20 protein-coding genes and 2 pseudogenes are annotated in these 25,564 nt (G+C 62.2%); 8 read left to right on the top strand and 14 right to left on the bottom strand.

Annotation, left to right across the window (positions count from 1 at the left end; all coding sequences use genetic code 11):
* Positions 1 to 17: 17 nt before the first annotated feature.
* Complete coding sequence (locus AC4D2W_RS02320) at positions 18 to 1,856, bottom strand: peptide ABC transporter substrate-binding protein (protein WP_490925297.1); 1,839 nt, start codon at positions 1,854 to 1,856, stop codon at positions 18 to 20.
* Positions 1,857 to 2,056: 200 nt separating this feature from the next.
* Between AC4D2W_RS02320 and AC4D2W_RS02315 the strand changes: the two genes are divergently transcribed.
* Genes AC4D2W_RS02315 through AC4D2W_RS02305 form a run of 3 tightly spaced genes read left to right on the top strand, consistent with a single transcriptional unit; the run spans position 2,057 to position 5,527 of the window.
* The gene (locus tag AC4D2W_RS02315) at positions 2,057 to 3,217 is read left to right on the top strand and encodes an ROK family transcriptional regulator (protein ID WP_490925296.1); all 1,161 of its coding nucleotides are present in this window, start codon (positions 2,057 to 2,059) and stop codon (positions 3,215 to 3,217) included.
* A 43-nt stretch (positions 3,218 to 3,260) separates the two neighbouring features.
* Positions 3,261 to 4,802, top strand: coding sequence for a M81 family metallopeptidase (locus tag AC4D2W_RS02310; protein WP_490925295.1), 1,542 nt, complete (start codon positions 3,261 to 3,263; stop codon positions 4,800 to 4,802).
* Positions 4,799 to 5,527 carry a copper homeostasis protein CutC gene (locus AC4D2W_RS02305; protein WP_490925294.1) on the top strand — a complete coding sequence of 243 codons (729 nt, stop codon included), beginning with the start codon at positions 4,799 to 4,801 and terminating at the stop codon, positions 5,525 to 5,527. Before AC4D2W_RS02310 ends, AC4D2W_RS02305 begins: the two co-directional genes overlap by 4 nt.
* Before the next feature lie 107 nt (positions 5,528 to 5,634).
* Here AC4D2W_RS02305 and AC4D2W_RS02300 read toward each other — a convergent pair whose 3' ends face one another.
* From AC4D2W_RS02300 to AC4D2W_RS02290, 3 genes are all read right to left on the bottom strand, one after another.
* The gene (locus AC4D2W_RS02300) at positions 5,635 to 6,309 is read right to left on the bottom strand and encodes a maleylpyruvate isomerase family mycothiol-dependent enzyme (RefSeq protein ID WP_490925293.1); all 675 of its coding nucleotides are present in this window, start codon (positions 6,307 to 6,309) and stop codon (positions 5,635 to 5,637) included.
* A gap of 147 nt (positions 6,310 to 6,456) precedes the next feature.
* Positions 6,457 to 7,587, bottom strand: a complete 1,131-nt coding sequence (locus tag AC4D2W_RS02295; protein ID WP_490925292.1) for a serine hydrolase domain-containing protein — start codon at positions 7,585 to 7,587, stop codon at positions 6,457 to 6,459.
* Between the two features lie 3 nt (positions 7,588 to 7,590).
* Positions 7,591 to 8,211, bottom strand: coding sequence for a GNAT family N-acetyltransferase (locus tag AC4D2W_RS02290; protein WP_490926000.1), 621 nt, complete (start codon positions 8,209 to 8,211; stop codon positions 7,591 to 7,593).
* Positions 8,212 to 8,813: 602 nt separating this feature from the next.
* Between AC4D2W_RS02290 and AC4D2W_RS02285 the strand changes: the two genes are divergently transcribed.
* Entirely contained in the window at positions 8,814 to 9,350 is a 537-nt protein-coding gene (locus AC4D2W_RS02285) for a hypothetical protein (protein WP_490925291.1), read from the top strand.
* Positions 9,351 to 9,561: 211 nt separating this feature from the next.
* Here the strand turns inward: AC4D2W_RS02285 and AC4D2W_RS02280 are convergent, their stop codons facing one another.
* The 8 genes and pseudogenes from AC4D2W_RS02280 to AC4D2W_RS02245 form a co-directional block, all read right to left on the bottom strand.
* Positions 9,562 to 10,368, bottom strand: coding sequence for an HpcH/HpaI aldolase family protein (locus tag AC4D2W_RS02280; protein ID WP_490925290.1), 807 nt, complete (start codon positions 10,366 to 10,368; stop codon positions 9,562 to 9,564).
* Positions 10,353 to 11,138 (bottom strand): 2-oxo-hept-4-ene-1,7-dioate hydratase, encoded by a 786-nt coding sequence (gene hpaH, locus AC4D2W_RS02275; protein ID WP_490925289.1) that lies wholly within the window; start codon positions 11,136 to 11,138, stop codon positions 10,353 to 10,355. The genes AC4D2W_RS02280 and hpaH overlap by 16 nt, the downstream gene beginning before the upstream one ends.
* 30 nt (positions 11,139 to 11,168) lie before the next feature.
* Positions 11,169 to 12,254 carry a 3,4-dihydroxyphenylacetate 2,3-dioxygenase gene (hpaD, locus tag AC4D2W_RS02270; RefSeq protein ID WP_490925288.1) on the bottom strand — a complete coding sequence of 362 codons (1,086 nt, stop codon included), beginning with the start codon at positions 12,252 to 12,254 and terminating at the stop codon, positions 11,169 to 11,171.
* 59 nt (positions 12,255 to 12,313) lie between these two features.
* Positions 12,314 to 13,831, bottom strand: coding sequence for a 5-carboxymethyl-2-hydroxymuconate semialdehyde dehydrogenase (gene hpaE / locus AC4D2W_RS02265; RefSeq protein ID WP_490925287.1), 1,518 nt, complete (start codon positions 13,829 to 13,831; stop codon positions 12,314 to 12,316).
* Positions 13,832 to 13,900: 69 nt separating this feature from the next.
* The gene (locus AC4D2W_RS02260) at positions 13,901 to 14,584 is read right to left on the bottom strand and encodes a GntR family transcriptional regulator (protein ID WP_490925286.1); all 684 of its coding nucleotides are present in this window, start codon (positions 14,582 to 14,584) and stop codon (positions 13,901 to 13,903) included.
* Entirely contained in the window at positions 14,581 to 16,053 is a 1,473-nt protein-coding gene (locus AC4D2W_RS02255; RefSeq protein WP_490925285.1) for a fumarylacetoacetate hydrolase family protein, read from the bottom strand. The genes AC4D2W_RS02260 and AC4D2W_RS02255 overlap by 4 nt, the downstream gene beginning before the upstream one ends.
* A gap of 685 nt (positions 16,054 to 16,738) precedes the next feature.
* Positions 16,739 to 18,457, bottom strand: a complete 1,719-nt coding sequence (locus tag AC4D2W_RS02250) for an ATP-dependent nuclease (protein WP_490925284.1) — start codon at positions 18,455 to 18,457, stop codon at positions 16,739 to 16,741.
* Positions 18,458 to 18,937: 480 nt separating this feature from the next.
* Positions 18,938 to 19,903, bottom strand: a pseudogene (locus AC4D2W_RS02245) (IS481 family transposase).
* 323 nt (positions 19,904 to 20,226) lie between these two features.
* On the opposite strand from AC4D2W_RS02245, the gene AC4D2W_RS02240 reads away from it, so the two are divergent.
* A complete protein-coding gene (locus AC4D2W_RS02240; protein WP_490925283.1) occupies positions 20,227 to 20,787 on the top strand; it encodes a hypothetical protein in 561 nt (186 codons plus the stop codon).
* A gap of 165 nt (positions 20,788 to 20,952) precedes the next feature.
* Positions 20,953 to 21,159, top strand: a pseudogene (locus AC4D2W_RS02235) (DUF192 domain-containing protein); the annotation flags it as partial.
* Here AC4D2W_RS02235 and AC4D2W_RS02230 read toward each other — a convergent pair.
* Positions 21,156 to 22,394, bottom strand: coding sequence for a ScyD/ScyE family protein (locus AC4D2W_RS02230; protein WP_490925282.1), 1,239 nt, complete (start codon positions 22,392 to 22,394; stop codon positions 21,156 to 21,158). The pseudogene AC4D2W_RS02235 and the gene AC4D2W_RS02230 overlap by 4 nt on opposite strands.
* 1,077 nt (positions 22,395 to 23,471) lie before the next feature.
* Between AC4D2W_RS02230 and AC4D2W_RS02225 the strand changes: the two genes are divergently transcribed.
* The gene (locus tag AC4D2W_RS02225) at positions 23,472 to 23,687 is read left to right on the top strand and encodes a hypothetical protein (protein ID WP_490925281.1); all 216 of its coding nucleotides are present in this window, start codon (positions 23,472 to 23,474) and stop codon (positions 23,685 to 23,687) included.
* Here the strand turns inward: AC4D2W_RS02225 and AC4D2W_RS02220 are convergent.
* The gene (locus AC4D2W_RS02220; RefSeq protein ID WP_490925280.1) at positions 23,672 to 24,292 is read right to left on the bottom strand and encodes a GNAT family N-acetyltransferase; all 621 of its coding nucleotides are present in this window, start codon (positions 24,290 to 24,292) and stop codon (positions 23,672 to 23,674) included. The two genes, AC4D2W_RS02225 and AC4D2W_RS02220, sit on opposite strands and share 16 nt — an antisense overlap.
* Positions 24,293 to 24,676: 384 nt before the next feature.
* Between AC4D2W_RS02220 and AC4D2W_RS02215 the strand changes: the two genes are divergently transcribed.
* The gene (locus tag AC4D2W_RS02215; protein WP_490925279.1) at positions 24,677 to 25,546 is read left to right on the top strand and encodes an MBL fold metallo-hydrolase; all 870 of its coding nucleotides are present in this window, start codon (positions 24,677 to 24,679) and stop codon (positions 25,544 to 25,546) included.
* Positions 25,547 to 25,564: the final 18 nt, after the last annotated feature.

Here is a 25,564-nt window from a genome sequence, read left to right as displayed (position 1 = left end):
TGGTCCGGCCAGACTGGTTAGTTGTTCCAGCCCCAGCGCTGGGGGAAGAAGTTAGCCGTTGGGTCTTGTGTGGTGCCCGTCAGTCCGTCGCGGATAACTGAGACTTGGTACACGGGGTTGGGCAGCCACATGACCGGCAGATCTTCCGCCAGAAGTGCGGAATACTTCTGCATGGTGGCGGGATCATTCGTTTCCAAAGCGTCGCTCATCAGCTGGTCTGCCTCGGGGTTTGAGTAGTTGCCGAAGTTCACCGAAGCGTCCGTGGCGAAAATCCGTTCCCCTGTGGGATACGCCGGGAAGTACCAGGAGCCGGCGGCACCAAAGTAGGAGAACTGCCATGAGCAGTCCGCAGTGTCGGGCTCGCAGGGGACGGTCCGATTAAGCACGGTATTGAGCGGAGCGCGGTCAAACGTGACGGCAACACCGATGTCGCGAAATGAGGACTGCATTGCAGCAAACTGCTTATCAGCTTCGTCGGAACCAGACTGGACCATCATGGTCAGTTCCATCTTGGTCCCGGATTCCACACCTTCGCCACACTGACTTTCACCGGTCCCTGCGTCCTCGCAGACTAAAACACCGTCAGAACCAGCTTCCCACCCATGGTTCGCGAACAGTTGCTTGGCCCTGTCCATATCAAAGGGGTACGGGTTATCTTTCTGCTCATCCGACAAGTAGGAGGAATCAATGTCCTGAGGAACCGGACCGTAGACCGGGTTGGCGCCGTCCTTCCACACGGTCTTCGAAATTGTCTCCTGATCGATTGCGCTTTGTAGCGCCTGTCGCACGTACAACTGCTTGAATGTGTCCCCCATCTCCGGATTATTGAAGTTGTAGGGCATGTACGTAACTGCCCATCCTTCCCACGGATCAATGGCATAGTCGTTTGATTCGAACTGCGATTTTTGGTCCATCAGCGACGTCGGAATGTAGCCGTAGTCGATGCCTTTGGAACGCAACAGGTTCACTTCCGCATCCGCAGAGGTGAACGGAAGCAGGTTGACGGTCTGGACCTGTGCGGCGTCCTTCCCGCTGTAGCCATCGTTTTTGACCAAGGTGACTTTTCCAGAGTTGTCGAAACCACCCAAGGTAAAGGGGCCGGAAACGGTCTGCCATAGGGGGTTCGTTGGGTAGGAGGACATATCCTCCGCTGACGTCACGAGATATTCAAAGATGGCCTTGGCGCCCGCATCCGTCCGATCTCCGTCGCCTGCAGCAGCGTCATCCGCGGTCTTAGCCCATGCGTGGTGCGGCAGGGGTTTGATGCTGATGAGTTGGGTTGAGGAAAGCCAATCTTGGTTGTACACCTTGTCAAAGGTGAGCGTGAACGTTTTCTCATCGGTGTAATCGATGTTCGTGATGTTGTCGGGAAGGCGTCCCTCTTTGTAGCCACCCCATGCGTCTTTATTCGCTCGAATGAGGTTGAACCAGAATTCGACGTCCCGGGTGGTAATAGGCGTGCCGTCGCTCCAGTTCATCTCGCGCAGGTGGAAAGTCACCGACGTTCCATCCTCGGAATACTCCATCTTGTCTGCAATACCCGTTTCAAGGTCCAACTTCATCTCACCCTTGGACCCGTCGAACGTCATCAGCGGAGACCAAAGCGCCTGGGTGATGGAGGAATTATGCGTTGCCATCTTGCCGGCCGTACCGATCGGCAGGATCCAGTTCGGTGTGGCGTTCGGAGGAAGTGCGTAGTTGACCACGGAGGTGTCCACTCCGGCCGGTAGTGACGCTTCACTCCCGGAGGCTTCCGTCTGGCCTCCGGAACTCTCAGAACATCCCGTGAGCAGCAGTGTCCCTACCGCAAAGGCGGCGGTCAGGCTCACTTTCAATCGTTTGGGGTTTATAGGCATGGGAGTTTCTCCTGTACGGGTCGGTGACCGACAATCCACTTAATTCGATAGCGAACAAAGTACCTACGTTCTCGGAAGAACTATGTGTAATCTAGAGCACAATGTTGATATTGGGAACTTTTAAGCATTTATGAGTTTTGGCTTCAGAAGCATCTGCGGTCCCTGCATCGCAAAAGTGCGTAGCCATCGAAAGGAAACCCATGAGCGTCGGCAATCTCGCCGTCGATGTACTCCGCAGAATCTCTGTCGAGCCCACCACTCGTTCGGCCCTAGCGAAGTCCCTGGGGCTTGCGCCCTCCACAGTGTCGGCGAAAGTCACAGAACTCATCGCATCCGGAGTAATTGAGGAGCAAGGAGTGGCTCCCTCGCTCGGCGGCCGGCCCGGGCGCCTTCTGTCCATCGCGCATCGTTCGGGACGCACGGCGGTTATCGCCTTAGGCGCTCGACACGCAACCGTAGGTCTTTCAGACCTATCTCGGAACGTGTTGGCTTCCTCATCGATTGCGGTAAATGTTGCCGACGGACCGGAGGCGACAGTGGATCTGCTGGTCCAGGAAGTCCACACGCTGATCCGCAGCACCGGTGGCGACCTCCTTGCCGCGGGAATCGGCTTACCCGGGCCAGTGGACACAGAAAACCGAACGGTCATAGCTCCGTCTCGGATGCCTGGTTGGCACCGGCAGGATGTCGGTGCGCTCCTGGAAGGTGCTCTCTCTGTCCCTACCGTCACCGACAACGACGCGAATATGGCAGCCCTCGGCGAGTTCTTGTCCCGGGCCGACGCCGCGACGAACTCAATAACTGTGTTGGCCGGTACGGGCATAGGTACGGGGATCATCGCAGGCGGAGAGTTATACCGCGGTTCGTCCTACGCTTCCGGTGACATTACGCATACCAAAGTGGAAGCAGCTAATGATCGGATGTGCTCCTGCGGGAATCGCGGCTGCCTGGAGACGATCGCCTCCGGCGCTGCCATAGTCCGTGACCTTTCGGAATCCGGTATCGCCGTTAAGAACATCAATGAAGTCCTGCACAAGGTACGCGACGGTGATCCAACCGCTAATGGAGTAGTCCGTGAAGCCGGCAGGCAGCTTGGTTTGGCACTCAGCACGGTGGTTAATTTCTTCAACCCTGGGGATGTTTATCTGGCCGGAGGCCTTTCATCAGCCAATGTCTACGTGGCCGCCGTGCGCTCCCAGCTCTATGAACGCTGCCTGCCTCTCGTTACGTCCCGGCTACGCGTCGAGGCATCCCGCCCGGGCATCCAGCCAGGGCTAATCGGAGCCGCAGAACTGTCCATCGTGCACCTACTCAACGCCAGAAGCCTGCCGGGCCCGCTCACACGCCCCGCTGCCGTCTAAGTCCCGATAATCAACACTTGTACCGCCGAAGGAGTCCCTCAGCATGAATTCACAATCCAAGCGTCCCCGAATCGGTATTGGAGGAATGTCTATAGAGTCATCGAATTTCTCACCCCACCGTTCAGGTTTCGAGGCGTTCAACTTCACCAGGGGCGCACAACTGCATTCACGCTATACAGCACTGCAGTCTGCCGGAAGGGGATACTCTCCGGAAGTAGCCGAGTCTGCGGAGTGGTTCCCGTTGATCCATGCCCGGTCGCTTCCCGGAGGCGCGGTCCTTCCGGAGGTATACGAGACCCTAAAAACCGAACTTGTGGACATGATCCATTCGTCAGGACCGTTTGATGGATTCCTTCTCGACATTCACGGGGCCATGACAGTCCTGGGCCGACAGGATGCCGAAGCGGATTTGGCCGCGGCCGTACGCGCGGCGCTGGACGAGGTCAGCGTCAGAACCCGTTCGCCGCGTACCCTTGTCTCCGCCACTATGGACCTGCATGGCAATGTTTCGGCGGAACTCGTCGCGGCATGCGATCTGATGACGTGTTATCGCATGGCACCGCACGAAGATGAGCAGGAAACGAAAACGCGCGCCATGAAGAACTTGCTTGTCAGGCTGACTGACGGTACAGGCGCACCAGCGAAGGCGCATGTCAGGATCCCGGTATTGCTACCCGGTGAGAAGACCTCAACCCGGCTGAATCCAGCAAAGCGGATCTATGAGGTCATTCCCGGCATCGAGGCTTTAGACGGCATTGTGGATGCCTCCATTTGGATTGGTTACGCATGGGCCGACGAGCCGCGCTGCTACGCTTCCGTCGTCGTGACCGGAGACGACGCCGAGCTCGCAGCTCACAAGGCATCAGAACTCGCACAAAGCGTCTGGGATGCACGGCGGGACTTCAGCTTCGTGGCACCAGCTGCACCTTTGGACGAGTGCCTGAATGCGGCATTAGGAGCGGACGCGGCCCGCCCCTACGTGCTGTCCGATTCCGGTGACAACCCGACGGCCGGAGGCTCAGGAGACGTCACCTGGACGCTGACCCAGCTGCTCAATGACCCTCGGTTCGGAGACGGCGGGCCGCGTACCGTTTTTGCGTCACTCTTCGACGCCGACGCCGTTGCGGCGTGCCACGCAGCGGGAACTGGAGCGGAGATCAATATCTCGGCCGGTGCCGTTGTCGATGCCGTCCACTCGGGTCCCGTCCCACTGGCCGGCACGGTGGTCCGTACAACGGATGGTGATGAAACTTCCGGACGCGTTGCGGTCATCAAGGTAGGCTCGGTTGAGGCGATCATCACCGAGCGGCGCAAGCCATACCATCGGATATCAGACTTTGCGGCAGCCGGGGTAACCGTATCAGATACCGATCTTCTGGTCGTCAAAATCGGCTATCTGGAACCCGAGTTGTTTGATCTCGCTGCGGACTGGCAGCTGGCCCTCACACCGGGCGGGGTGGATCAGGACCTGCTCCGGCTTGGACACCGGAATATTGACCGTCCCATGTTCCCGTTTGACACGGACATGCCGGACCCCGATCTGACCGCAACTGTGTATCCATCCGTTGCCTCCGATGCTTCATGAGGCCTCGGATCGAAATTGCGGTCCAGGACGCTGCCGGTGCACAAACAGCCATGGAAAATGGGGCTGACCGTGTGGAGCTATGCGCGGCTCTGGCTCTGGGCGGGCTCACCCCCTCCCTGGCGACCATTCAGCAGACGGTGGCCGTGGGCATCGGCGTACACGTTCTGATCCGCCCGCGGGCAGGAGACTACGTATATTCTGCGGCAGAAACCACAGTCATGGTTGCAGATACGCGCTATGCGGTCCGCGCCGGCGCTACCGGTGTGGTGATTGGGGCACTTGCGGACGCTGACCGGTCGCTGGATGCCGAGGTACTGCAGGTTCTCATCGCAGCAGCACGCGAGGAGAATCCCGCGGTGGAGATCACCGTCCATCGATGTGTCGATGTGCTGATTGAGAACGGTATTTGCCTCCGGACACTAATTGACTCGCTTCGTGCTCTGGGGGTGGATCGGATACTCACGTCAGGTGGAGCAGCAACCTGCCGTCATGGAGTCAGGGTACTGGAACAGCTGCACCGTTACGCTGCCGGAAAACCACAGGTGCAGGCCGGCGGAGGAATAGCGGTAGAGGATGTTCCTGCGCTCTGTGGGCTCGATGGAATTCATCTTTCGGCGCGGGAACAGCATCGTGGCGGCAGCTCAGGTCCCGGCGGAGGAAGGAGTACATATGACGTTACCAATCCCAGGATTGTGTCCGAAGTGATTGCTGCTGCCATCCGTTAGCCTGTCGTTTTCCGCTGCCAGTTCGCTCGACGCTTAAGGTGAGCGGGCATGTGTCTCTGGAGCGGTTCACCAGCCTGGGGCGTTCTCCTGACCGAGCTCGTACTGGCTTACTGGGCAACGGATCCGGCGCCGGCACGCTGAACGCGTGCCCGCAGTGTTGGGGCACCGGGCCCACCGAGGTCATCCAGATATGCGGTACGGCCGGCAATGCTCATGACCAGGGCAAGCAGTGGCCCGGTGACCAGCAGCCCGTAGCCGGCGGTGAAGGAACCATCGGTGGCCCTCAGCTGGAGCCCCGTGGAATAGGTCCGGCTGGGAACCGTGAAGTCCCGGGTGACGAAGAACGCCGCCACGGCCGCGAGTGCTTCAAGGCCCGGCGGCCGGAGCAGGCCCAGGGGCTGGCGGATGTCCTGGGCATGGACCACCACTTCTCCCAGATACGCCGCGGTGTGGGCGGACGGTGCGGTGGTGCTGCTGATGACTGCCCGGAAGCGCTGGAGAGTTTCCGAGGGGTCGGCTCCCAGATGCTGCGCAAGCCTGCGCTGGTTGTGGACCTCCGGACGGAACCGTGACGCCGCCATGCTCCGCAGCCACTGCCGCTGATTGAGGCTGGCTGCCGCCGTCAGGTGGGCCAGGACCTGCTCAACCGTCCAGTCTCCGCACAAACTGCGGTGCTGCCATTGGTCCTCCGTGAGACCGGCGAGATCCTCCGCAAGTGCTGCCCGCTCGCTGTGGGCCAACGCCCATAAGGCTTCCCCATCAAGGTTTTTTACAGTGACCATGGCTCTGCCTTCATCTCTGTTCCGCCGCATGCGGTGCCGAATCCCTGCGGCAAGACGCTAGCAAATCCCCGGGACCGGCAACAGGTTCAACGCCTCAGGCGCCGGTGCCGCCACCGGATGGGATGCCTGTCCGGACGGAGCCGGACTTCACGGCCGGGCGCTGTCCCGAAGCGCGCCGAAGGGTTCCCAGAAGAAATCGAAGTTGTCCCGTGGTCCGTTGAGGAAGCGCTGGGTGAAGACCACGCCCATGTCACCGTTCGGGTACACCGCTGCGCAAACCCCCGAGCCCCCGGACCAGCCCCACATGCCGGGTTCGGACCACGGCTCGCCGACGCCGACCTGCACCGCCGTCATGAAGCCCCAGGATTCGTCGGGGCCGGCCATCTCCATCATCCCGGCGCGCTGCGGTCCGGTGAGCTGGTCGCTGGTCATCATCTCCCGTAGCGCGGCCGGAAGCAGTTGGTCGTCGGCCAGTGCGGACAGGAAGGTGAGGTAGTCCGGAACGGTGGACACCAGTCCGCCGGCCAGGGACTCGAACACCGGAGGCGCGGCCAGGGCGTCGCGGTAGGACACGGCCTCGCGCAGTCCGCCGTCGGCCGCTTCATACTGGACCGGAAACTCCTCGCGGCCGGTGGGGAAACCGGTGCCGGCCAGCCCCAGCGGCCCGCTGATCCGCTCCTCGAACAGCTGGCCGAGCGGATCAAGCGCGACGGCCGGGAGCAGGACCGAGAGGACGTCGGCGCTGGCGTGGTACATCCACCGTTCCCCGGGCTGATGCGCCAGGGGCAGCTGCCCGAGCCGCGAGAGATATTCTTCCGGCGGCAGGTCCGGCGGATTCGGACCCCATAAAAGCTCCCGCGTCGCCGCCGCATACGGGGTTGCCCCGAAGTCGATGCCAAGGCCCGCGGTGAAGGTGAGCAGGTGACGGACGGTGATCGGGCCGCGTGCCGGAACGGTCACTGACAGCGGTGCATCCGGGGTGGCCAGTACGCGCGGTGCCGCCAGCGTTGGAAGCCAGCGGGCGACGTCGTCGTCCAGTCCCAGCTTCCCGTCCGCCACCAGGCTCAGGGCCAGCGCTCCGCCCATCGGCTTGCTCAGCGACGCGATGCGGAAAGGAGTGTCCTCAGCCATGGGCGCCGTAGACTCGGTGCCCAGGAAACCGGTGGCGAAGACTTCGGTCTCGCCGTTGATCCGCACCCCCGCGACCAGGCCCGGATATTTGCCCGAGCTGACGGTTCCGGCCAGCGCGTCCCACAGCGGTGCGGCGTTGAAAGGCATGGCTCAACTGTCCGGCAGCACATCAGCCCCGGTCAACGGTATGGGGCTGCTCCGGGGCTCTCCTGCCGTGCCGGGGCCGGCCAGCCGAGGGTGAAGTAGATATCCGCTGTCCGTCCGATCTGCCGGTCCAGCGCGGGGTTCCGCTGCAGGCCTGCCGCCAGCGCGGTCCGCGGCCTGGGCTGTTCTCGCAGAGGCAAGATTCCGGTCCGACATACTGACCAGCACAGGCAGTTCAGGCAGCAATTCCCTGCCCCGGAGCACCGCTTCCCTAGCTCCTTCAGTGGCATAACCCCGCCCCCAAACGGACGGATCGTAGTTGTAGTACAGGTTCAGAACCTCCGTGCAGACAACCACTGCCCGGTGCAGCCCGGTGAACCCGATGACAGTCTCCAGGTGTGGCCGTTCCGCCACTGCCCAATAGCCAAAACCTTCCCGGTTTCTGTGGCCAAGGAAGAACTTCAGAAGTTTTTCAGCCTTCTCAATGGTGGGGGGCTTCCGGTTGTACCTGGTGGTCCTCGGATCCGTATGGATGCGGACGGTTGCACCGTGGTAAGTGCCCATGATGCGGCGCAACAACAACCGCTCGGTGGTGACGGGGGTCCATCGAGACGTGTCTTGGCGCATTCGCCCAGCAAAGGGCGCGACTGTGCCCCCATCCGCCGGAGCAAACCCTGTTGAATGACGGTCAAAGAGTTGTCGTCGGTGATCAGGACTCCGTTGCTGAACAAGTTCAGTCCGAAACCCGCCGCAGTTGCGCCAGCGGGCAAGGGCGGCGATGTCCAGCTTCCCTGGGTCCAGGCTGTGGAAGCCCTCAGGCCGGCTTCCCGTACCCGTCCGGTAATAGAGATCAAACTGCGTATACGCCGTGGATTTATACCAGGGCCTTGAGGCTGAAGGTTTGACCAGCCGTGCCTGACGGGGCGCATTCACCCATATCCAGTGTGGGAAGGAGTTTGGCGTCGCCGTCCACGTAGCCGGCTCGGAGCGCGAATAGGATCTAGTGCTCACCGGGCAAGAAGAAAGCCCCCGCCTTCTTCCGTGCAGGGGCTTTCCGTGCCGGGGTCCTTTCTCTGGCATCTTTTCTCTGTCACAGGAGATGTGTGCGGACGATCTCAGAACCCTCACTGCCCGCTGTCCAGCCCCGGCTGGTCTATTTCTCTATGGCCTACGACACGTGACGGCGATAAAATTAACAGCAGAGGAAGAGAGGAGGAACAGACTAAACCATGAAGTTTGACGGCGTGAAATCAACATTGTCCCGTCTCACCCGCAAGCAGAAGATCGCGTCCGGTGTTGCTGCCCTCATCCTTGTGGGCGGCGTGGCCACCGCCATCGGCGGGGAGGCTCCCGATCCGGCTCCGGAACCCGAGGTGACGGTCACCCAGGAAACCGCACCGGAGGTCACCGAGACTGCAACCCCCGATGAGGTCCCGTTGGAAGTCATCGAGCCTGTCCCGGCTGTGATTACCGAAGGAATGCTGGCCAACGAGCCAGGCGTAGTCCGCGGCGGCAACGCAGCTGCCGTTCAAGACCCCGAGACCGGTCTCTACGTGATCGCCATTGAGGCGTTTGTAGACGGCGACCCGCAGGTGATCGTTATGGGGCGTGAATCTCTGGAGCCTGGCCCGGCACGGCAGTGGACGGTGGATAAAAACGCCGAGGAGGCCATGCCCCGAGTTCCAAAGGCCATGGATAGCTCCGAGGGCCGCACCCTCATTCAGAGCGACGCGTTCGAAACGGCCTACAACGCCGCCATCGACTGAGGCCAGGCCGCGAACCGGCCACCGGGTAGTGTGCCGCAACGGGCACGCTCATCGTTGAGCAGGCGGATTCAACCGGTGTGGTCGAAATGTCATCGCGGCAGCCGCACAAAGTTCCCGGATTTGGTAATACGTCACATGAACGACGTGACCAAGGGTGCCCGTTGCCTGGATATAGCGGAACTGCCAGCGGCAACAGCCATGGAAATCCTTGTCAGTAACTCGCGCGGGCGTCGTCGTCCGCGGCGGAAATATAGGTGGCGGCCAGGGTCTCGCTCCCCCGGGCCAGGAGCGCGACGTCGGCGCCCACCAGGAGAAAGTCGACGCCGGCAGCGATGTACCGCCGGGCGGTGGCCTCGGCGAACGCGTTCACGCCCACCGGTTTGCCGGCGGCCTTGATCTCGCGGATGCAGTGCTCGACGGCGGCCACCACGTCCGGGTGGGCCTGCTGGCCCAGCAGGCCCATGGAGGCGGCGAGGTCGGACGGGCCGATGAACAGTCCGTCCACTCCGTCGACGGCGGCAATGGCCGCCACGTTGTCCACGGCCGTAACAGTTTCAATCTGCACCAGCAGGGTGAGGGTGTCAGCGGCATTCTGCAGGTAGCCGTCAGTCCGGTTCCAGCGCGACGCGCGGGCCAGGGCACTGCCCACCCCGCGGATGCCCTGCGGCGGATACCGGACGGCGCGGACCAGATCCGCGGCCTGCTCCGGGGTGTCCACCATGGGGATCAGCAGGTTCTGCACGCCCAGGTCCAGATACTGCTTGAGCAGCACCGGATCGCCCGACGGCGGACGCACCACCGGGGCCACCGGGTAACCGTGCACGGCCTGCAGCTGGGCGAGCAGGGATTCCAGCCCGTTGGGGCTGTGCTCGGCGTCAATCAGCAGCCAGTCCAGTCCGGAGCCGGCGCAGATCTCGGCGACCAGCGGGCTGCCGGAGCAGACCCACATGCCGGTCTGCCGGCCGCGGGCGGCGATCCTGGCGGCGAAGGTTTCCTCGGGGGTTACTCGAAGCGGCATGTGATGGTTCCCAACGGTCCGTAGTCTGCGTACACGGTGTCGCCCTTGTAGACCCACATGGGCCGGGTGAACGATCCGGCGAGGATGATTTCCCCGGCCTGCAGCGACGTGTTGTGCGCGGCCAGCTTGTTGGCCAGCCAGTACACGCCGGCGGCGGGGTGGTTCAGCACCCCGGCGGCAACGCCGGTTTCCTCGATGCCCTGGTTGCGGTAGAGCAGGGCCGAGACCCAGCGGAGGTCGACGTCGGCGGCCTTCACCGGGTTGCCGCCCACCACCATGGCACCCATCGCGGCGTTGTCGGCGATGGTGTCCACGATGCTCCGGCCCTCCATCTCGATCCGGGAGTCCAGGATCTCCAGCGCCGGCACCACGTAGTCCGTGGCGTCCAGGACGTCGAAGATTGTGCAGTGCGGGCCGGCCAGCGGCTTGCCCAGAACAAAGGCCAGCTCCACCTCGATCCGGGGATGCGTGTAGGAATCCCAGTCCAGGGTGGCGCCGTTTTCCAGCACCATGTCATCGAGGATGATGCCGTAGTCCGGTTCCGTGATGCCGGTGGCGGCCTGCATGGCCTTGGACGTCAGGCCGATCTTGTGCCCGGCCAGCCGGCGGCCGGAGGCCAGCAGCCGGTCCGCCCAGAGGTTCTGCACCGCGTAGGAATCCTCGATGGTCATATCGGGATAGCGGGCGGTCAGCAGCGGCACCGGAGTTCGGGTCCGCTTGGCCTCGAGCAGCTCGTCGGCCACCGCCTGGAGAGTTGATTTATCTAGCACCGCACTGCTTTCTGTTCGGATCGAACCTGCTTAGAGCTGGGAGCCGACCTTGTAATCGGTCTCGTCGCCGCGGGTGTAGGAGAAGCCGTCCGCACCGACGGTCACCTCCATTTCGGAGGAATCCGTGCGGGCCACCAGCGGCTGCGGGTTGCCGTCCAGGTCCAGGACCAGGGAGGCCTCGGTGTACCAGGACGGGACCACGGGGTTGCCCCACCAGTCGCGGCGCTGGTTGTCGTGGACGTCCCAGGTGATGGTGGGGTTGTCCGGGTCTCCGGTGTAGTAGTCCTGCGTGTAGATCTCGATGCGGTGGTCGTCCGGATCCAGGATGTAGAGGTAGAAGGCGTTGGAGACGCCGTGCCGGCCGGGGCCGCGCTCGATCCGGTCGGAGATGCGCAGGGCGCCCATCTTGTCGCAGATCTGGATGATGTTGTGCTTCTCGTGCGTGGCGAAGGCAACGTGGTGCATGCGCGGGCCGTCGCCGCCGGTCAGCGCCGTGTCATGGACGGTGTCCTTGCGGTGCATCCAGGCGGCGTAGGTGACGCCGTCGGAATCCTTGATGTCCTCGGAGACGCGGAAGCCCAGGTCCTCCAGGTAGGCGCGGCCGCGGGGGACGTCGGGGGTGACCTGGTTGAAGTGGTCCAGGCGCACCAGCTCGCCGGCGGAGTAGAGGTCGTAGCGCTGAGTGAGGCGCTCCACATGGTCCACGGTGTAGAAGAACTCGTACGGGAAACCCAGCGGATCCTCCACGCGGACCGAGTCGCCCACGCCCTTGGTGAAGCCCTCGGCCCGGCGTTCGGTGCGGCAGCCCATTTCCTTGTAGTAGGCCTCGGCCACGTCCACGTCTTCGGGAGTGCGCACGCGGTAGGCGAAGGACGCGACGGCGGCGACCGGTCCCTTGCGCAGCACCAGGTTGTGGTGGATGAACTCCTCCAGGGAGCGCAGGTAGATGGCCTCGTCATCTTCTTCGGTGACATGCAGGCCAAGGACGTCCACGTAGAACTGGCGGGACTTCGCCAGGTCGGTGACGATCAGCTCCATGTAGGCGCAGCGGATGATGTCCGGCGGCTGGATGCTCGGCGTCGGAATGGGATTCGGATTGTGGATGGAAATGCTCATGGTGTTGCTCCTTTGCAAACGAAGTGGAAGTGTCCGGGGCGCTTAGCCGGCAACCCTGTTTAGCCGGCAACCGCGGCGGCGTCGTCGGTCCCGAACTTGGGGGTGTGGACCTTGCCCAGGGTGATGTGCACGGCCTGCTGGTCGGTGTAGAAGTCGATGGAACGGTAGCCGCCCTCGTGGCCCAGGCCGGAGGACTTCACGCCGCCGAACGGGGTGCGCAGGTCGCGGACGTTATGGCTGTTCAGCCAGACCATGCCGGCTTCGGTGTTCTGCGCGAAGTTGTGCGCGCGGGTGAGGTCTGACGTCCAGATGTAGGCGGCCAGGCCGTACTTGGTGTTGTTGGCCAGTTCCAGGGCTTCGGCTTCGGTGTCGAAGGGGGTGATGGCGACGACGGGGCCGAAGATCTCCTCCTGGAAGATCCGTGCGTCGGGAGCAACGTCGGCGAAGACGGTGGGGGCGATGTAGTTGCCCTCCTCCAGGCCTTCGGGGCGTCCGCCGCCGGCGAGCAGGCGGCCTTCGGTCTTGCCGATCTCCACGTAGGAGGCGACCTTCTTGAAGTGCTCCGGGTGCACCAGGGCGCCCACCTGGGTCTTGGGGTCGTGCGGGTCGCCGACGACGATGGTCTTGGCGCGGGCCGCGAACCGCTCGCAGAACTCATCGTAGACCGGGCGTTCCACCAGAATGCGGGAGCCGGCGGTGCAGCGTTCACCGTTGAGCGAGAAGACACCGAACAGGGCCGAGTCGATGGCGGAGTCCAGGTCCGCGTCGGCGAAGATGACGCAGGGGCTCTTGCCGCCGAGCTCCATGGACATCCCCTTGAGGTTCTCCGCGGCGTTGCGGAAGATCGTCTTGCCGGTGGTGGTCTCACCGGTGAAGGAGATCAGCGGCACGTCCGGATGCTTGACCAATGCGTCGCCGGCTTCCTCGCCCAGGCCGTTGACCAGGTTGAATACACCCGCCGGAACGCCGGCTTCAGTGAAGATGTCCGCCCAGAGAGAGGCGGAGAGCGGGGTGAATTCGGCCGGCTTGAGCACCACGGTGTTGCCGGTGGCCAGGGCCGGGGCGAGCTTCCAGGACTCGAGCATGAACGGGGTGTTCCACGGGGTGATGAGACCGGCCACGCCGATCGGCTTGCGGTTCACGTAGTTGATCTGGGCGCCGGGAACCTTCATGGCGTCGTCGAACTGGGCGACGATGAGGTCCGCGAAAAAGCGGAAGTTCTCCGAGGCGCGCAGGGCCTGGCCCTTGGCCTGGGTGATGGGCAGGCCGGTGTCGAAGGTTTCCATCTCGGCCAGGCGGCCTTCCTGGGCTTCCACGGCGTCGGCGATCTTGTTCAGGATGCGGGCGCGTTCGCGCGGCTTCATCTTAGGCCACGGGCCGTTCACGAAGGCGTCGCGGGCGGCAGCGACAGCGGCGTCGATGTCTTCCTTCTGGCCTGCGGCGGCGGTGGCGTACGTCTTGTTGGTGACCGGATCCAGCACGTCGAAGGTGGCGCCGTTGGCGGAGTCGACGAACTTACCGTTGATGAAGTGCTGGATGTGGGTGGGAAGGTTCTCGGGAACAAAGTGTTCGGCCATGGGGTGGTCCTCTTTCTGCGTTCTGTGTTCTCAGTCGTTACAAGTCAGTTGGTTCTGTCAGACGGTCCGTCAGATGGGCGACGGCGGCTGGTGGGCCTGCGCCAGGAAGGCGTTGAGCGTGTTGGTGCGGTGCGCGCGGGCGGCGTGCTCGACGTCGGACGCCGGGGCGCCGGCCTCGATCAGGTTCAGGAGGTGATCGTGTTCTTCCACCGAGGCGTGCGACCGGTCCGGCACGTACCGGAACGTGGAGGTGCGCATCCGGTTCAGCCGGTTCCAGCCGCGGTGGACCAGGTCCAGGATGTGCGGGTTGGGGCAGGGACCGTACAGCAGGGCGTGGAACTCGGTGTTCAGCTGGGTGAAGCGGACCGGATCGAAGGCGTCGAGGACGGCGCGCATCTGCCGGTTCAGGTCCCGGGCCTTCGCCAGGTCGTCGGTGCTGATGCTCGGGGCGGCCAGCGCGGTGGCGGCACCCTCGATGATGCTGAGGGTCTGCATGGTGTGCAGGTACAGGTCGGGATCGATGCCGGCCACGGTGGCGCCGACGTTGCGCTCAAAGTGGACGAGTCCTTCGGCTTCGAGGCGGCGGATGGCCTCGCGCACCGGGACCACGCTGAAGCCCATGTCATTGGCGATGCTGCTGAGGACCAGCCGGTAGCCCGGGGTCATTTCTCCGGACAGGATCCGGTCCTTCAGCTGGGCATAGGCCTGCTCCGACTTGGAGCCGGCGGCGGTGCTGCTGTCGGCGGTGCTCATGCCTGTTCCGCCGCCCAGGCCTCGTACTTTTCCTTCCACGCCGAGTTCATCGGGTAGAGCCCGTCCACGCCATGGCCGGCCTTGACCATTTCGGCAATGAACTCCTCCTGGTGTTCCTGTTTGATGCAGGCCTCCACCAGTTCCTCGGCGATGGCCGGCGGGATGACCAGGATGCCGTCGTCGTCGGCCACGATGATGTCGCCGGGCTGCACGGTGGCGCCGCCGCAGGCGATGGTCAGGTCCGTGTCCCAGGGGACGTGCTTGCGGCCGAGGACTGCGGGGTGCGGGTTGGCGCAGTAGACGGGCAGGTCGATGCCGGCCACGGTGGAGTAGTCGCGCACACCGCCGTCGGTGATGATGGCTGCGGCGCCGTTGTGCTTGGCGCGCAGGGCGAGGATGTCACCCAGGGTGCCGGTGCCCTTTTCGCCGCGGGCTTCCATGACCAGGATTTCGCCCTCACCGACGGAGTCGATGGCGCGCTTCTGGGCGTTGTAGCCGCCGCCGTGGGTCTTGAAGAGGTCCTCGCGGTTGGGGACAAAGCGCAGGGTGCGGGCGGTGCCGACCACCTTGCGGCCGGTCTTGGTGCCGCTGAGTCCGTCGATGGAGACGTTGTTCAGGCCGCGGGCGCGCATCTGCGAGGACAGGGTGGCGGTGGCGACGGATTCGAGCTTCGCCTTGAGCTCGGGGGTAAGGGCCGACGCCGGTTCCTCCTTGGGGGCCAGCCCGGCCTTTTCGGCGGAGCCCCAGGCTTCTTCACGCTGCTTGTCGTCAATCTTGGGCTGCGCGCCGAAGGCGGCCAGCGCCGTCGTGCCCTCGGTGACGGTGGTGGTGAGGCGGCCGGTGGTTGCTCCGGTGGCGGGGACGTCCACTTCGATTTCCAGGACGTCGCCGGGGACAGCTACGGAGGCGCCGGCGGGAGTGCCGGTGAGGATCATGTCGCCCGGTTCCAGCGTGAGCAGCTGGGAGAGGTCCGCCACCAGCTGCGCGAAGGGGAAGAGGAGATCTTCAGTGGTGTCGTCCTGGGCGAGAGTGCCGTTGACCCAGGTGCGGACGCGCAGTGCTGCGGGGTCGACGTCGGCTGCGTCCAGGATGGCCGGGCCAACCGGGGTGAAGCCGTCGCCGCCCTTGGAGCGGAGGTTGGAGCCTTTGTCTGCCCAGCGCAGGTCGTACACGCCCAGGTCGTTGCTGGCAGTCACTCCCCCGACGTAGCTCCAGGCCTCGTCGATGCTCAGGCGGCGTGCGGTCTTGCCGATGATCAGGGCGATTTCACCTTCGAAGCCGAGCAGTTCGCAGCTGGCCGGACGCTCCACGGCGCCTCCGGTGAGGGCGAGTGAGGATCCGGGCTTCAGGAAGTATGAGGGCTGTTCCGGGGTGCGTCCGCGTTCGGCTGCCCGTGAGGGGTAGTTGATGTGGACGGCGATGACCTTGCCGGCCTGCTTCAGCGTGTCCGTGGTGGCGTCGTTGCCCATGTCTCTCCTGAATGAAGTACGAAATCGTATATTATCCATAGTGCCTTGTGGTGCCGGTCACGTCAAGTGATGTTTAGCCGCTACTCAGAACATCCGAGTCTCATCCAACGGCGGACGATACAAATCCTCCGTTACCGTGCGACTGAACCAGAATTGTCTTAAATCCCAGGATCGCGCCGAAACCTCGTTACTAGGTTCTGATACACAATTGCAGGACACTCAATGCCTTAAAGGCTGCGCTATTGCAGTTGTCTCGTTCACTGCGTCTCACAACCCATGGCTTGTAAGACATAGAGCCCCCCAGTTGAGCTGTGACAGTCGCCCACTCTCGATTGACAGTCACAGCTTTGCCACGTCCAAGGCTCGCCACACTGCCTCGTAACATCTGAGGTTGATTTTCGTGTTTCAGAGACTCCCGCAGATGAGACATATTGCTCAAGACACGGTCGGCCCACATCCAAGAACCGTCATCCCCCACGCTGCCTGCGAGAGCCCTCTCCTCAACAGGCAGTTTTTTCATGAGGCGTCCCGCCCACCGGCAGTTTGGCGTTCAGTGTTGGACGCACATATCTGGCGGCAGCCAGACTCTCCGTTCGGTATGCGGACTTACGGCTTCACCTTGTCGTTCTGCCAAGGGCTGTCCGGCTTCAAGAAATTCCGCCTGATACTTTGGGTGGCCACCTCACTATAGGCAGGATTTAAGAATTGCTCTCAGGTCGTCACCCAGGTAGGGCTGTGACTGTGGAGGAACCGATTTTCCAAAGGTGTTTGCGTGGGCGTGCCCCTGCTCCGCGGCGACGTTGCGGAGTTCAGAAATGAGCTTTTTCCCCAGCACCGCAAACTGTTTGCCATCACGGGTAGCCTCTCTCAGCACCTCTTCGTCGCCGAAGTGCGGAAGAGCTCCATCCTTGTTTAGCTTTTGCAGCGCTTCGTTCCGCTTTTTGCGCACCTTATGCAGGGCCTCGTCGCCGGCGCTTGCACGCTTGTACGCTTCCTCTACCAACTGCTCCGCATCGTCCGCGGACAAGTCGAAATGATTAGCGACTACATCGGGGGACGCCCAGTACGACTCAATATCCGAGTATTTCGTGAACCAAACTGCATGGCCGCCATTCTGATAGGGCTCTGCGAACGAGGACGTCTCCTGCGGCATCAAGAAGTCTCGATCGCGGTGAACAACGAGCTTTACATTCGAGCCAACAAGACCCTTGAATCCTTCGAGCGTCTCCGGTGCTGGCAATTTTCCGGTGCCGTGAAAGGGCCAGACTGCAGTCACTCGCTCTAGATCTGGCCACTGACCAAGCAATGATCGCAGCATTTCCGTCCGGGTATCCTCCGTTAAAAGGATGATTTTCCGGTCAAGCAGGCCCCAGCCCATTAACTGCCGAGCGGTAGCGTCTCCGCCCTGTTCGACCTTTCCGTCCTTCATCCAAATCACCCGAGAGTCTTGAGGTAAGGCGCGAACAATCGAGGGGCTGTGGGTAGTGAGGATAACCTGAGAGCCTAGTTCCGCCGCCATTTCGTATAGCACCTCTACGAGTCGTTCTTGCGCGATTGGATACAGATGCGCGTCCGGTTCATCAACGAGCAACAGAACAGGCCTGAAGTAGATCAAGTAACAGAAGATCTGCAGGACCTGTAGGTAGCCAATTCCAGCGAGTTCTAGGGGACGGAAAGATTTATCGCCCAAAGATCCCATTTCGCCGACGCGAAAATTCGCGACCACTCGGGTATGGCTGGCGTCATCGAACTCTACCTTCAACGCAAAGTCACCCATCACCCGGGCAACGAGCTCAGAAACCAGATCGAGGCCGTTCCTTCCTTTGATCGTCTGGCTACGCAAGAGATCGAGCATGTTGCGCAATACCATGTTGGAGTCACCCGCTGCAGCCGACCTATGAACGATAAGTCGCGACCGCTTCTCTTCCACTAGCGGGATACCAGCCAGCCCTGGGATATAGGCGCTGATCTCGCGCCTGCGATCCCGCACTAATGCGACGAATTCATTATTTGCAGGCACATGGACGGAAATACCCTCATTTCGGGCGGCCTTGAGCCACATCTTTGCCTCAACTTCGTTGGCGTCATCATCGACTGCAACGATTCGAAGGTCAAGCTGAGGGTTGCTACTAAAATTGCCGTAATCTGCCCCGTGTCCGGCGCTTAGATACTCCGGCGATGGCATAAATATGGCGTCTCGTTCGGACAGAGTAGAAGCTCTTCCCGTCGCCCCTGGCTTCACCACCTTGTTTCTACCTGATTGCAGCATCCAATGAAGAGCTTGCAAGACGCTACTTTTTCCCGAGCCATTGGACCCCACCAAAACGTTGAACGTTGGGTGCAGTTCCAGAGTGGTGCGCTTGACCGCCTTGAAGTTGGCGAGCTCGAGCGAGCGAATTTTCATTCGACCCCTATCTAACATGTGAAGTTTTGCAAAGCGGTACCAGTACCGACTGATCTTAGCTGTAGGCCGGTGATGCTTATTGCCGAGGATGGCGAAAGACCGACAACTGGTGGGACGCACTCGAGATTCATCGAAAAGCTCTCGATTTACTCAGGAACGGAACGACGAGACTAAAGGCGTGACTGAGGACATTCACGGATCCTTCACAGAGTGGCGAGGAGTTCACCTTTGTCTTTGGCCAGCCATCATTCCTGAGCGGCGTATTCGGAACGCTCTCTCCTAGGCCGAGAAGGACGCCATCATGCTGGTCTAAGAGGACCTGACTGACGCCGTCGTCGTCGGACACCCCGCCCTTGCCAATCCTGATCTAGCCCACCGCTGACAGGAGGACCTGCCGCTGAAAGAACTCGATTACTCCACCTTCTACACCAACGGTGCCGCAAACCACACGGACTACCCGGAACTAGCTGTACCCGGCCGTCAGGTTGGTAGCAGTCGGCTGATGGGTGGTTTGCCTCCGAGTGCCCTGTGGCGTCGTTCATTGTTGTAGTGCTCGAGCCATGGTGCAAGTGCTGCTGTGCGTTCCTGGTTGCTGGTGAATATCCGCCGGTAGGCCCACTCGCTTGCCAGAGTGCGGTTCAGGCGCTCCACTTTGCCGTTCTGCCAGGGGCAGTGGGGCTTGATGAACTTTTGCGTGATGCCGTGCAAGGCGCACAGATCGCGCAGCGAGTAGCGGTAGGCCCACGCGTTGTCGGTCATTAGCCGCTCGATCCGTGGGATGCCATGCGCTGCGAAATAGGCGATGGCCCGTTCCAGGAACGCCTCGCAGGTGGTTCCTTTCTCATCCTGCAGGATCTCGCTGTAGGCCAGCCGGGAGTGGTCGTCGATGAGGGAGTGGACGTAGTCGTAGCCAACCTTGGTTTACTTGCGAGCATTAGTGGAGCCCATCTGCCGCCTGTGAGCTTTCCAACCGCCGCCGTCGGGGATCTTTCCGAGCTATTTCACGTCCATGTGCACCAGTTCGCCGGGCCGTTCACGTTCGTAGCGCACGGCGGTGGCCTTCGAGGAGCGGATCACGTCTCCGGTGATCGGGTCGCAATCGCGCAGGTAAGCAACCCCGTGGCGGCGCAGGATCCGTGAGACCGTGCGGGCGGGCACGCCCAGCTTCGGTCCGAGCACATCGGGCCCGGCGCGATGCTCGGCGCGTGCCGCGATGACCTTCTGCTCAGTGTGGGCGCCGGTGCGCGTTGGCATCGTATGCGGCCGGGAGGACCGGGAGGCCAGCCCTGCTTCGCCCTCCGCGGAGTAGCGGTCGATCCAGGTCTTGACGCACTTGCGTGAGACACCCATGGCCGCAGCTATGTGGGCCTGTTTCCAGCCGGCCTGGTGGCGTTGGACGATCAGCAGACGACCGTAAACGGTTAAACGGGCAGTACTGTGGGACACGAGAACCTCCGGGTTGGTGTGGGTCTTTGACAAGCCACATCCCACCCGGAGGTTCTCTTTCGTTCAACCAGCCACGCCGCTACCAATGTCCTGGCCGGGTACAGCTAGAGGGGCTGGAGCGGGTACGTATGATCCGAAGGACAGCAGCAAAAAACGTCGTAGACAGATCCGGGATGTGACGAAGGAACATCCCGGCTACAGTCCGGCACGCAGCGCAGGGCCGCTTCCCAAATGCTCGTCACCGAGCGCTATGAGGATTCGTGACCCGAAGGGTCCCCCAGATGCGGATCGCATGCGCTCACGCGGCCCCTATATTAGGGATTATGAGTATGAGAGAGAAATTCAACAACGCGCTACAGAGTACCGTCGGGTTTTTCACGGCGTGGGCGGCAACGTTCGCCAGCCTTGTAATAACTTTCTTCACTATTAGTGAAGATAAGACTGCTCGTTTCGTGGCCTGCGTCATTGTCGTACTGATGTTTTTTCTCAGCTGTTTTCGTGACCGAGGGACTGCCAATGTCAGGAAGGAGCTGGCAGAGACTCAGACTGCTCGGGCAAACGCTGAAGATACTCTGCGGAAAATTGGTACCTGGAAACAACAATTCCATGCTATGAGGGACTCGTATGCCAGCAAAAAACTAGAGGCTGCCAACCTGAACCAACTCTGGCTGGATGCAGAGGAAAAGAAACACAGGGGTTATACCCCATACCTGAGAGACAACGCAGAAGCTGCGAGAAAGAACTGGGAAAACGCGGAAAAGGCCTGCAGGGCGACAGGCGACAAACTTACTAACCTCCAAGACGAGTTAATTCGCCTAACAGGAGTAGCGCTGTCGACAAGTAGCACAGCCGATCTGTCAGGTTCAAATCGGTCGTTGCCTTAAGATCGTTATCAGATGAGCCCTTTCGTAGTCCGGAGCTCTGCGACGGCGGGCCCCGGACCAAAGAGCCGGCCGCGCAGCGGACGCCCGTTTCCTGGCTGGAGCGCCAGCGGAAAACAGGAGCAATAGAGCCGCAACGGTGCAGCGTGGGCCAGCCACAGCGCAGAAAAACAGCAGAAGGTCCTCAGCGGCCGGGTTGATCTGCTCGGCGGACAAGGAATGGGTTTTGATCTGGGGGAACCCAAACAAACAGAGGTATGGATGAGCAACGTCCTCATCCCTCTGGACGTGGTGTGGATTCGCGACAACAAAGTGTTGCGCATCGACACGGGTGGGCCGGTAGAGGAAAGAACTTTCCTCTACCGGCATAGCTAGTCCTCCGACCCGTCGCTGAAGACACCGCTGTCAGCGTGCCCGTGATGTCCGCCGCCGTGGTGATGGTGTTGGCCGCGGCAGGTGTCATCCAGTTCAACCCGGATGATTCTGCCGCTGGCCTGCTCCTGCGGAGGGCCTTCGACCAGTACATCCACGGACGCGTACAGGCCGTCCCCGCGCAGTTCCAGGGCATACGGCTGGTTGACTTCCAGGAACAGTTCGGGGGTGTCAGATCCGGCGGGCACCACGGAAATCCGGTTTTCGTCCAGTTCTGCCACGAAGATGTCCCCGTTGTCGTTCACCGCCAGTTCGGTTGCCCGAATGGAACCTAAGGCCACCAGCTCCGCCACGCCCGTAACCGGATTGATTCGGAAGACCGATCCGGGAGCTCCGGCGTCAAAAAACGCCGGCAGCGAGGTCACGTACAGGGCACCGTCGGGGCCGCGTTCGACGTCGGTCGGGACGGGTTCCGCTCGGTAGGTGAGGCCCGCTATGCACTCGGGGTACCCGAAGCCGGGAGGGAAGGTGGCAGGGAGGGTGAACGTGATCGGCGGCAGCACGGCAACCGTGGAGACACTGCCGTCGTAACCGGCCAGCACCAGGGCATTCATCCCGGCGTCAGCCACGACTATTCCGTTCCGGCCGGGCAGGGAGGCAACCGGGCTGGAGTCCTTCAGGCCGGTGTAAGGCGCTGGTGCAACGCCTGGCGGCAGCTGGGCGGCACAGTCGGCGGGCAGTGCTTCTTCGAACCCATAGGTATTGATGCCGTCCGGGTTTGCAGCATATTCATAGCCGGCAATATCGGCGACGGTCCGCACGTTGCCGTTGCGGTCAACCGACTGCAGCAGCCCGATGTTTGTTGCCGGATCCCGCGAGCCCTGCCCGGTACTCACCGCGAAGTAGGTGGTGCCGCGTGCGCGGGAGATGGAGGAGGTGCCATACTGACCCGGCGTTTCCTGTGGTGCCGCAGCAAGGAGCTCAGTTGTTGCGCCGCCGTTGCTGACACGGCTCACGATCCCGACGAACGATTGAGCTATGTCGATGGCGCCACCCCGGCCAACGGCGAAGCTCAGGGGGCCGGCCAGCCCGCTGGCGACGGTGCTTATTTCTCCGGCAACGGGAGCGGGCGGCGGTGCCGGTGGGTGTTGCCGGCCTCCGGCCGACGCAGGTGAGGCCGCGAGCCCCATAACTGCGGCGGCGGCGAGGGCGACGAGTGCAGGTGATGATTTCTTCACGGTGTTCTCCTCAGCATTGGGATGTGCAATACGAGACTTGCCTCGGGCCTCCAGTGGTTTCCCCTCCACGCCCCCGCCGAGGCAGTGAAAGCCTAGGGGTGGCGCCGTTTCGCGGACACATAGTTCCCGAAGGTGGCCCGGTTCGTCGTCCAGAAAAACCACGTAGCCGGCGGGACCTGAAACTAGGTATTCTGCGGATAGACGTCCGGGACACAGCACGTAATCAATGGGGGGAATACCATGGCGCCGGAGCTACCAGCGAGCAGTGCCAGATTTGTGGAACGTCCGCCGGGGTGGCTTCGGTGGGGAGGCGACGGCAAAAAAACGTCGTAGACATCAGGTCCGGGGGGTCCGGAACTCTGCGACGGCGCGCTCCGTACCAAAAAGCCGGCCGCGTAGCGGACGCCCGTTTCCTGGTTGGAGCCCCCGGGCGGAAACCAGGGGAATCTGAACCGGCTGGGCGGGTTTGCAGATGGCTGCAGTCTGCAGTTAATGCATGGGAAGTTGCGTCCAGGAGGCGGTGACAGGGCAGTTACGATAGACCGAATGCTGTGCATGTAGGCACAGGAGGCTCATGCCGGCAGTTACCTCTGATTACCAGCACCGCGCCGCATTAGTGGGTCCTGCCAGGGGTCCAACACAGAATAAAGGAGCGGGATATGACGGTTGTTTGAAGAGCCTGAAGTGCGGTCGGGGCGTGAGGACGAAGGAGGCTGCCCCAGTGCCTCATATGGTGCCTTTGGTTCCACATTGCCCCGGAGCGGGAGCCGGACGGTGAACGGGCCCGCCGTGCCGCCCTCCGTGGGAGTGGCCCGGACCAGCACCTCATGACCGGGGTGCCAACCGCCGGGGGCGGCGGCGCCGCCCGGAACCTGGCTTCGACCATCCGGGGCTAAGTATCTGGACGGGCAGACCGCCATCACCGGCATTGCCGAACTAGAGGCGGCACTCAGTTCCATTGCGGTCGACCTCGGCAATGCGGTCGTCGACTCCACGGAATACGCCGCCGCCCTCGCCCTGTCCGCGCAGCGCCGCTGGCAGGACCCGGCGCCGGAGGACGACGTCGAGACCGCCGCAGTGGAGCTTGCTTTCGCGGAACGGATCGCAAACGTCTCCGAGTTGGGTCTGCCGGAGGTCGACGATCCCCGGCTCGCAGCCGACCACTTCTTCGCCCTCACCATCCTGTTGGCTTCCAACGAGCAACCCAATCCGCTCACCGTTGATTCGGCCCGTGTGTGTCGGACCACGATAAACGGCGTGCACGCGTTCGTCCGCGCCTACGAACTGCGCTGAATCTCCCGGGGCTCCGGGACGCTTCCACCGGCCCGCGCGGCGCGCCATTCGTCGGCGAGGACCGCGTAGCGCAGGTCGTCGAGCCAGCGGCCCGAGCGGTGCAGGGATGCCTGGCGGGACCGACCTTCGCACCGCATACCCGCTTTTTCCATGACCCGCCAGGATGCGGTGTTGTCCGCAAAACACTCCGCCACGACTCGGCGCAGGCCCAGTTCCTCGAAACAGATGCGCACCAGTTCGGCCACGGCTTCGCTCGCATACCCGCGGCCGGCGTACTCGGGTGCGATGACATAGCCGATTTCGGCCTGTGTTCCCCGCGCCAGTTCCTGTATCTCCTTCTGCGCCCATGCGTCCCGGAGGGCTAGGTAGAGGTCGCCGATCAGGGCTCCGTCCTGTTCCACGACAAAGATGGCGGCCAGCTGTTCCGGCTGCCGGAGCCGCTCTACGAAGGCATCCATGTCCACGGGCTGGGCTGTCAGCCACTGCGCGACCTCGGCCTTCCGGCGGTATGCAAACACATCCGGCAGATCGTCGACGACGGCGGGACGGATGCTAAGGCGCCCGGTGGTGACGGGCCAGTGCAGGTCACGGGGATTGGTAGTCATGGCTCCATAATGCCCGAGCCGGCTCTCCCGACTTCGGAAGACTCCCCCAGACCAGCCCCGGGCAGGCTGCGTGTGACTTGGAAGCCGCGCGTGCAGATCGTGCCGGTCAAGGTCCATGAACGCGGGGCTAAGCAGGAGGAACAGGACCCCGTGACATGCTCCGGCCCACCATTCCTGTGGAGAGCAGCATCTCCGGCCGCGTCTAGGAACCGCAAGTACGCGTCTCGTGGTTCTGAGCCAGGAAGAGCCCTGAGGCTTGTGAACAAATTATCAAGAGCAATTCCCATATCCTGCCGCTCGAGCCGTCGTGATCCATCGTCATGGAGTCAGGCAATTAGGCTGGACACTCTAGGGGCGCATTGTGTCCCATAACGAGGAGTGCGCATGTCGATGGAAATCCTGCATGCCCCCGGGCCGGTAGCAAGACCTTTGCCTACGCGGTGGATCCATGGTTCGGAATCCTCCAAACACAATGTTGACCCGGATGTGCAGGTCTACTGGTATGACGCTGACACTGTTGTTCTTCGGCAGAACAAGGCAATCAATTACGAGGCACCCTTTTTGTTCCTCCTCTTCGGTAGCGAGCGTGTGGTGCTGCTCGATACCGGCGCCACCGTGTCTGAACAGCATTTCCCGCTGCGTACAGTTGTCGACGGCCTCATTGATTCGTGGATGAGCCGCCATCCCGGCGTCGACAATTCCTACGAACTGTTGATTCTGCATACACATTCACACGGCGACCACACAGCCGGTGATGCCCAGTTCGTCGACCGCGCCCATACGGCCCTTGTGCCGGCGGACAAGTTGTCAGCGTGGCGTTTTCACGGGTTATCCGACACCTCGGGCAAAACACAGCTGGAGCTTGGTGGGCGGACCCTGGACATTCTTGCCACGCCTGGTCATGACGCTGCCGCTGTCACGTACTACGATCCGTGGACCGGGATCCTTTTCACAGGTGACACGGTGTACCGGGGCCGACTGTATATCAGTGACTGGCAGGCCTTTTCGCACAGCATTGATCTCCTCATCGAATTCTGCCGATCGCACCCGGTGACCTACGTCCTTGGGTGTCACATTGAGATGACCAGCACCCCCGGCGTGGATTACCCCATACGCACGACCTACCAACCCGATGAGCCTCCTCTCGAAATGACAGTCGAACACCTCCTCATGGTGCGCTCTGCCCTGGACGCTGCAGGTCCGGAGCCAGTGCGGGCGGTCTGTGACGATTTCATTCTCTGGCCCACGAAGTAATGCGGGATGGGCGGGGTG

Source organism: Arthrobacter sp. TJ-58 (assembly GCF_058269295.1).
Note: the sequence above shows the minus strand (reverse complement) of the source record. Positions and strands in the feature narration are given on the sequence as shown.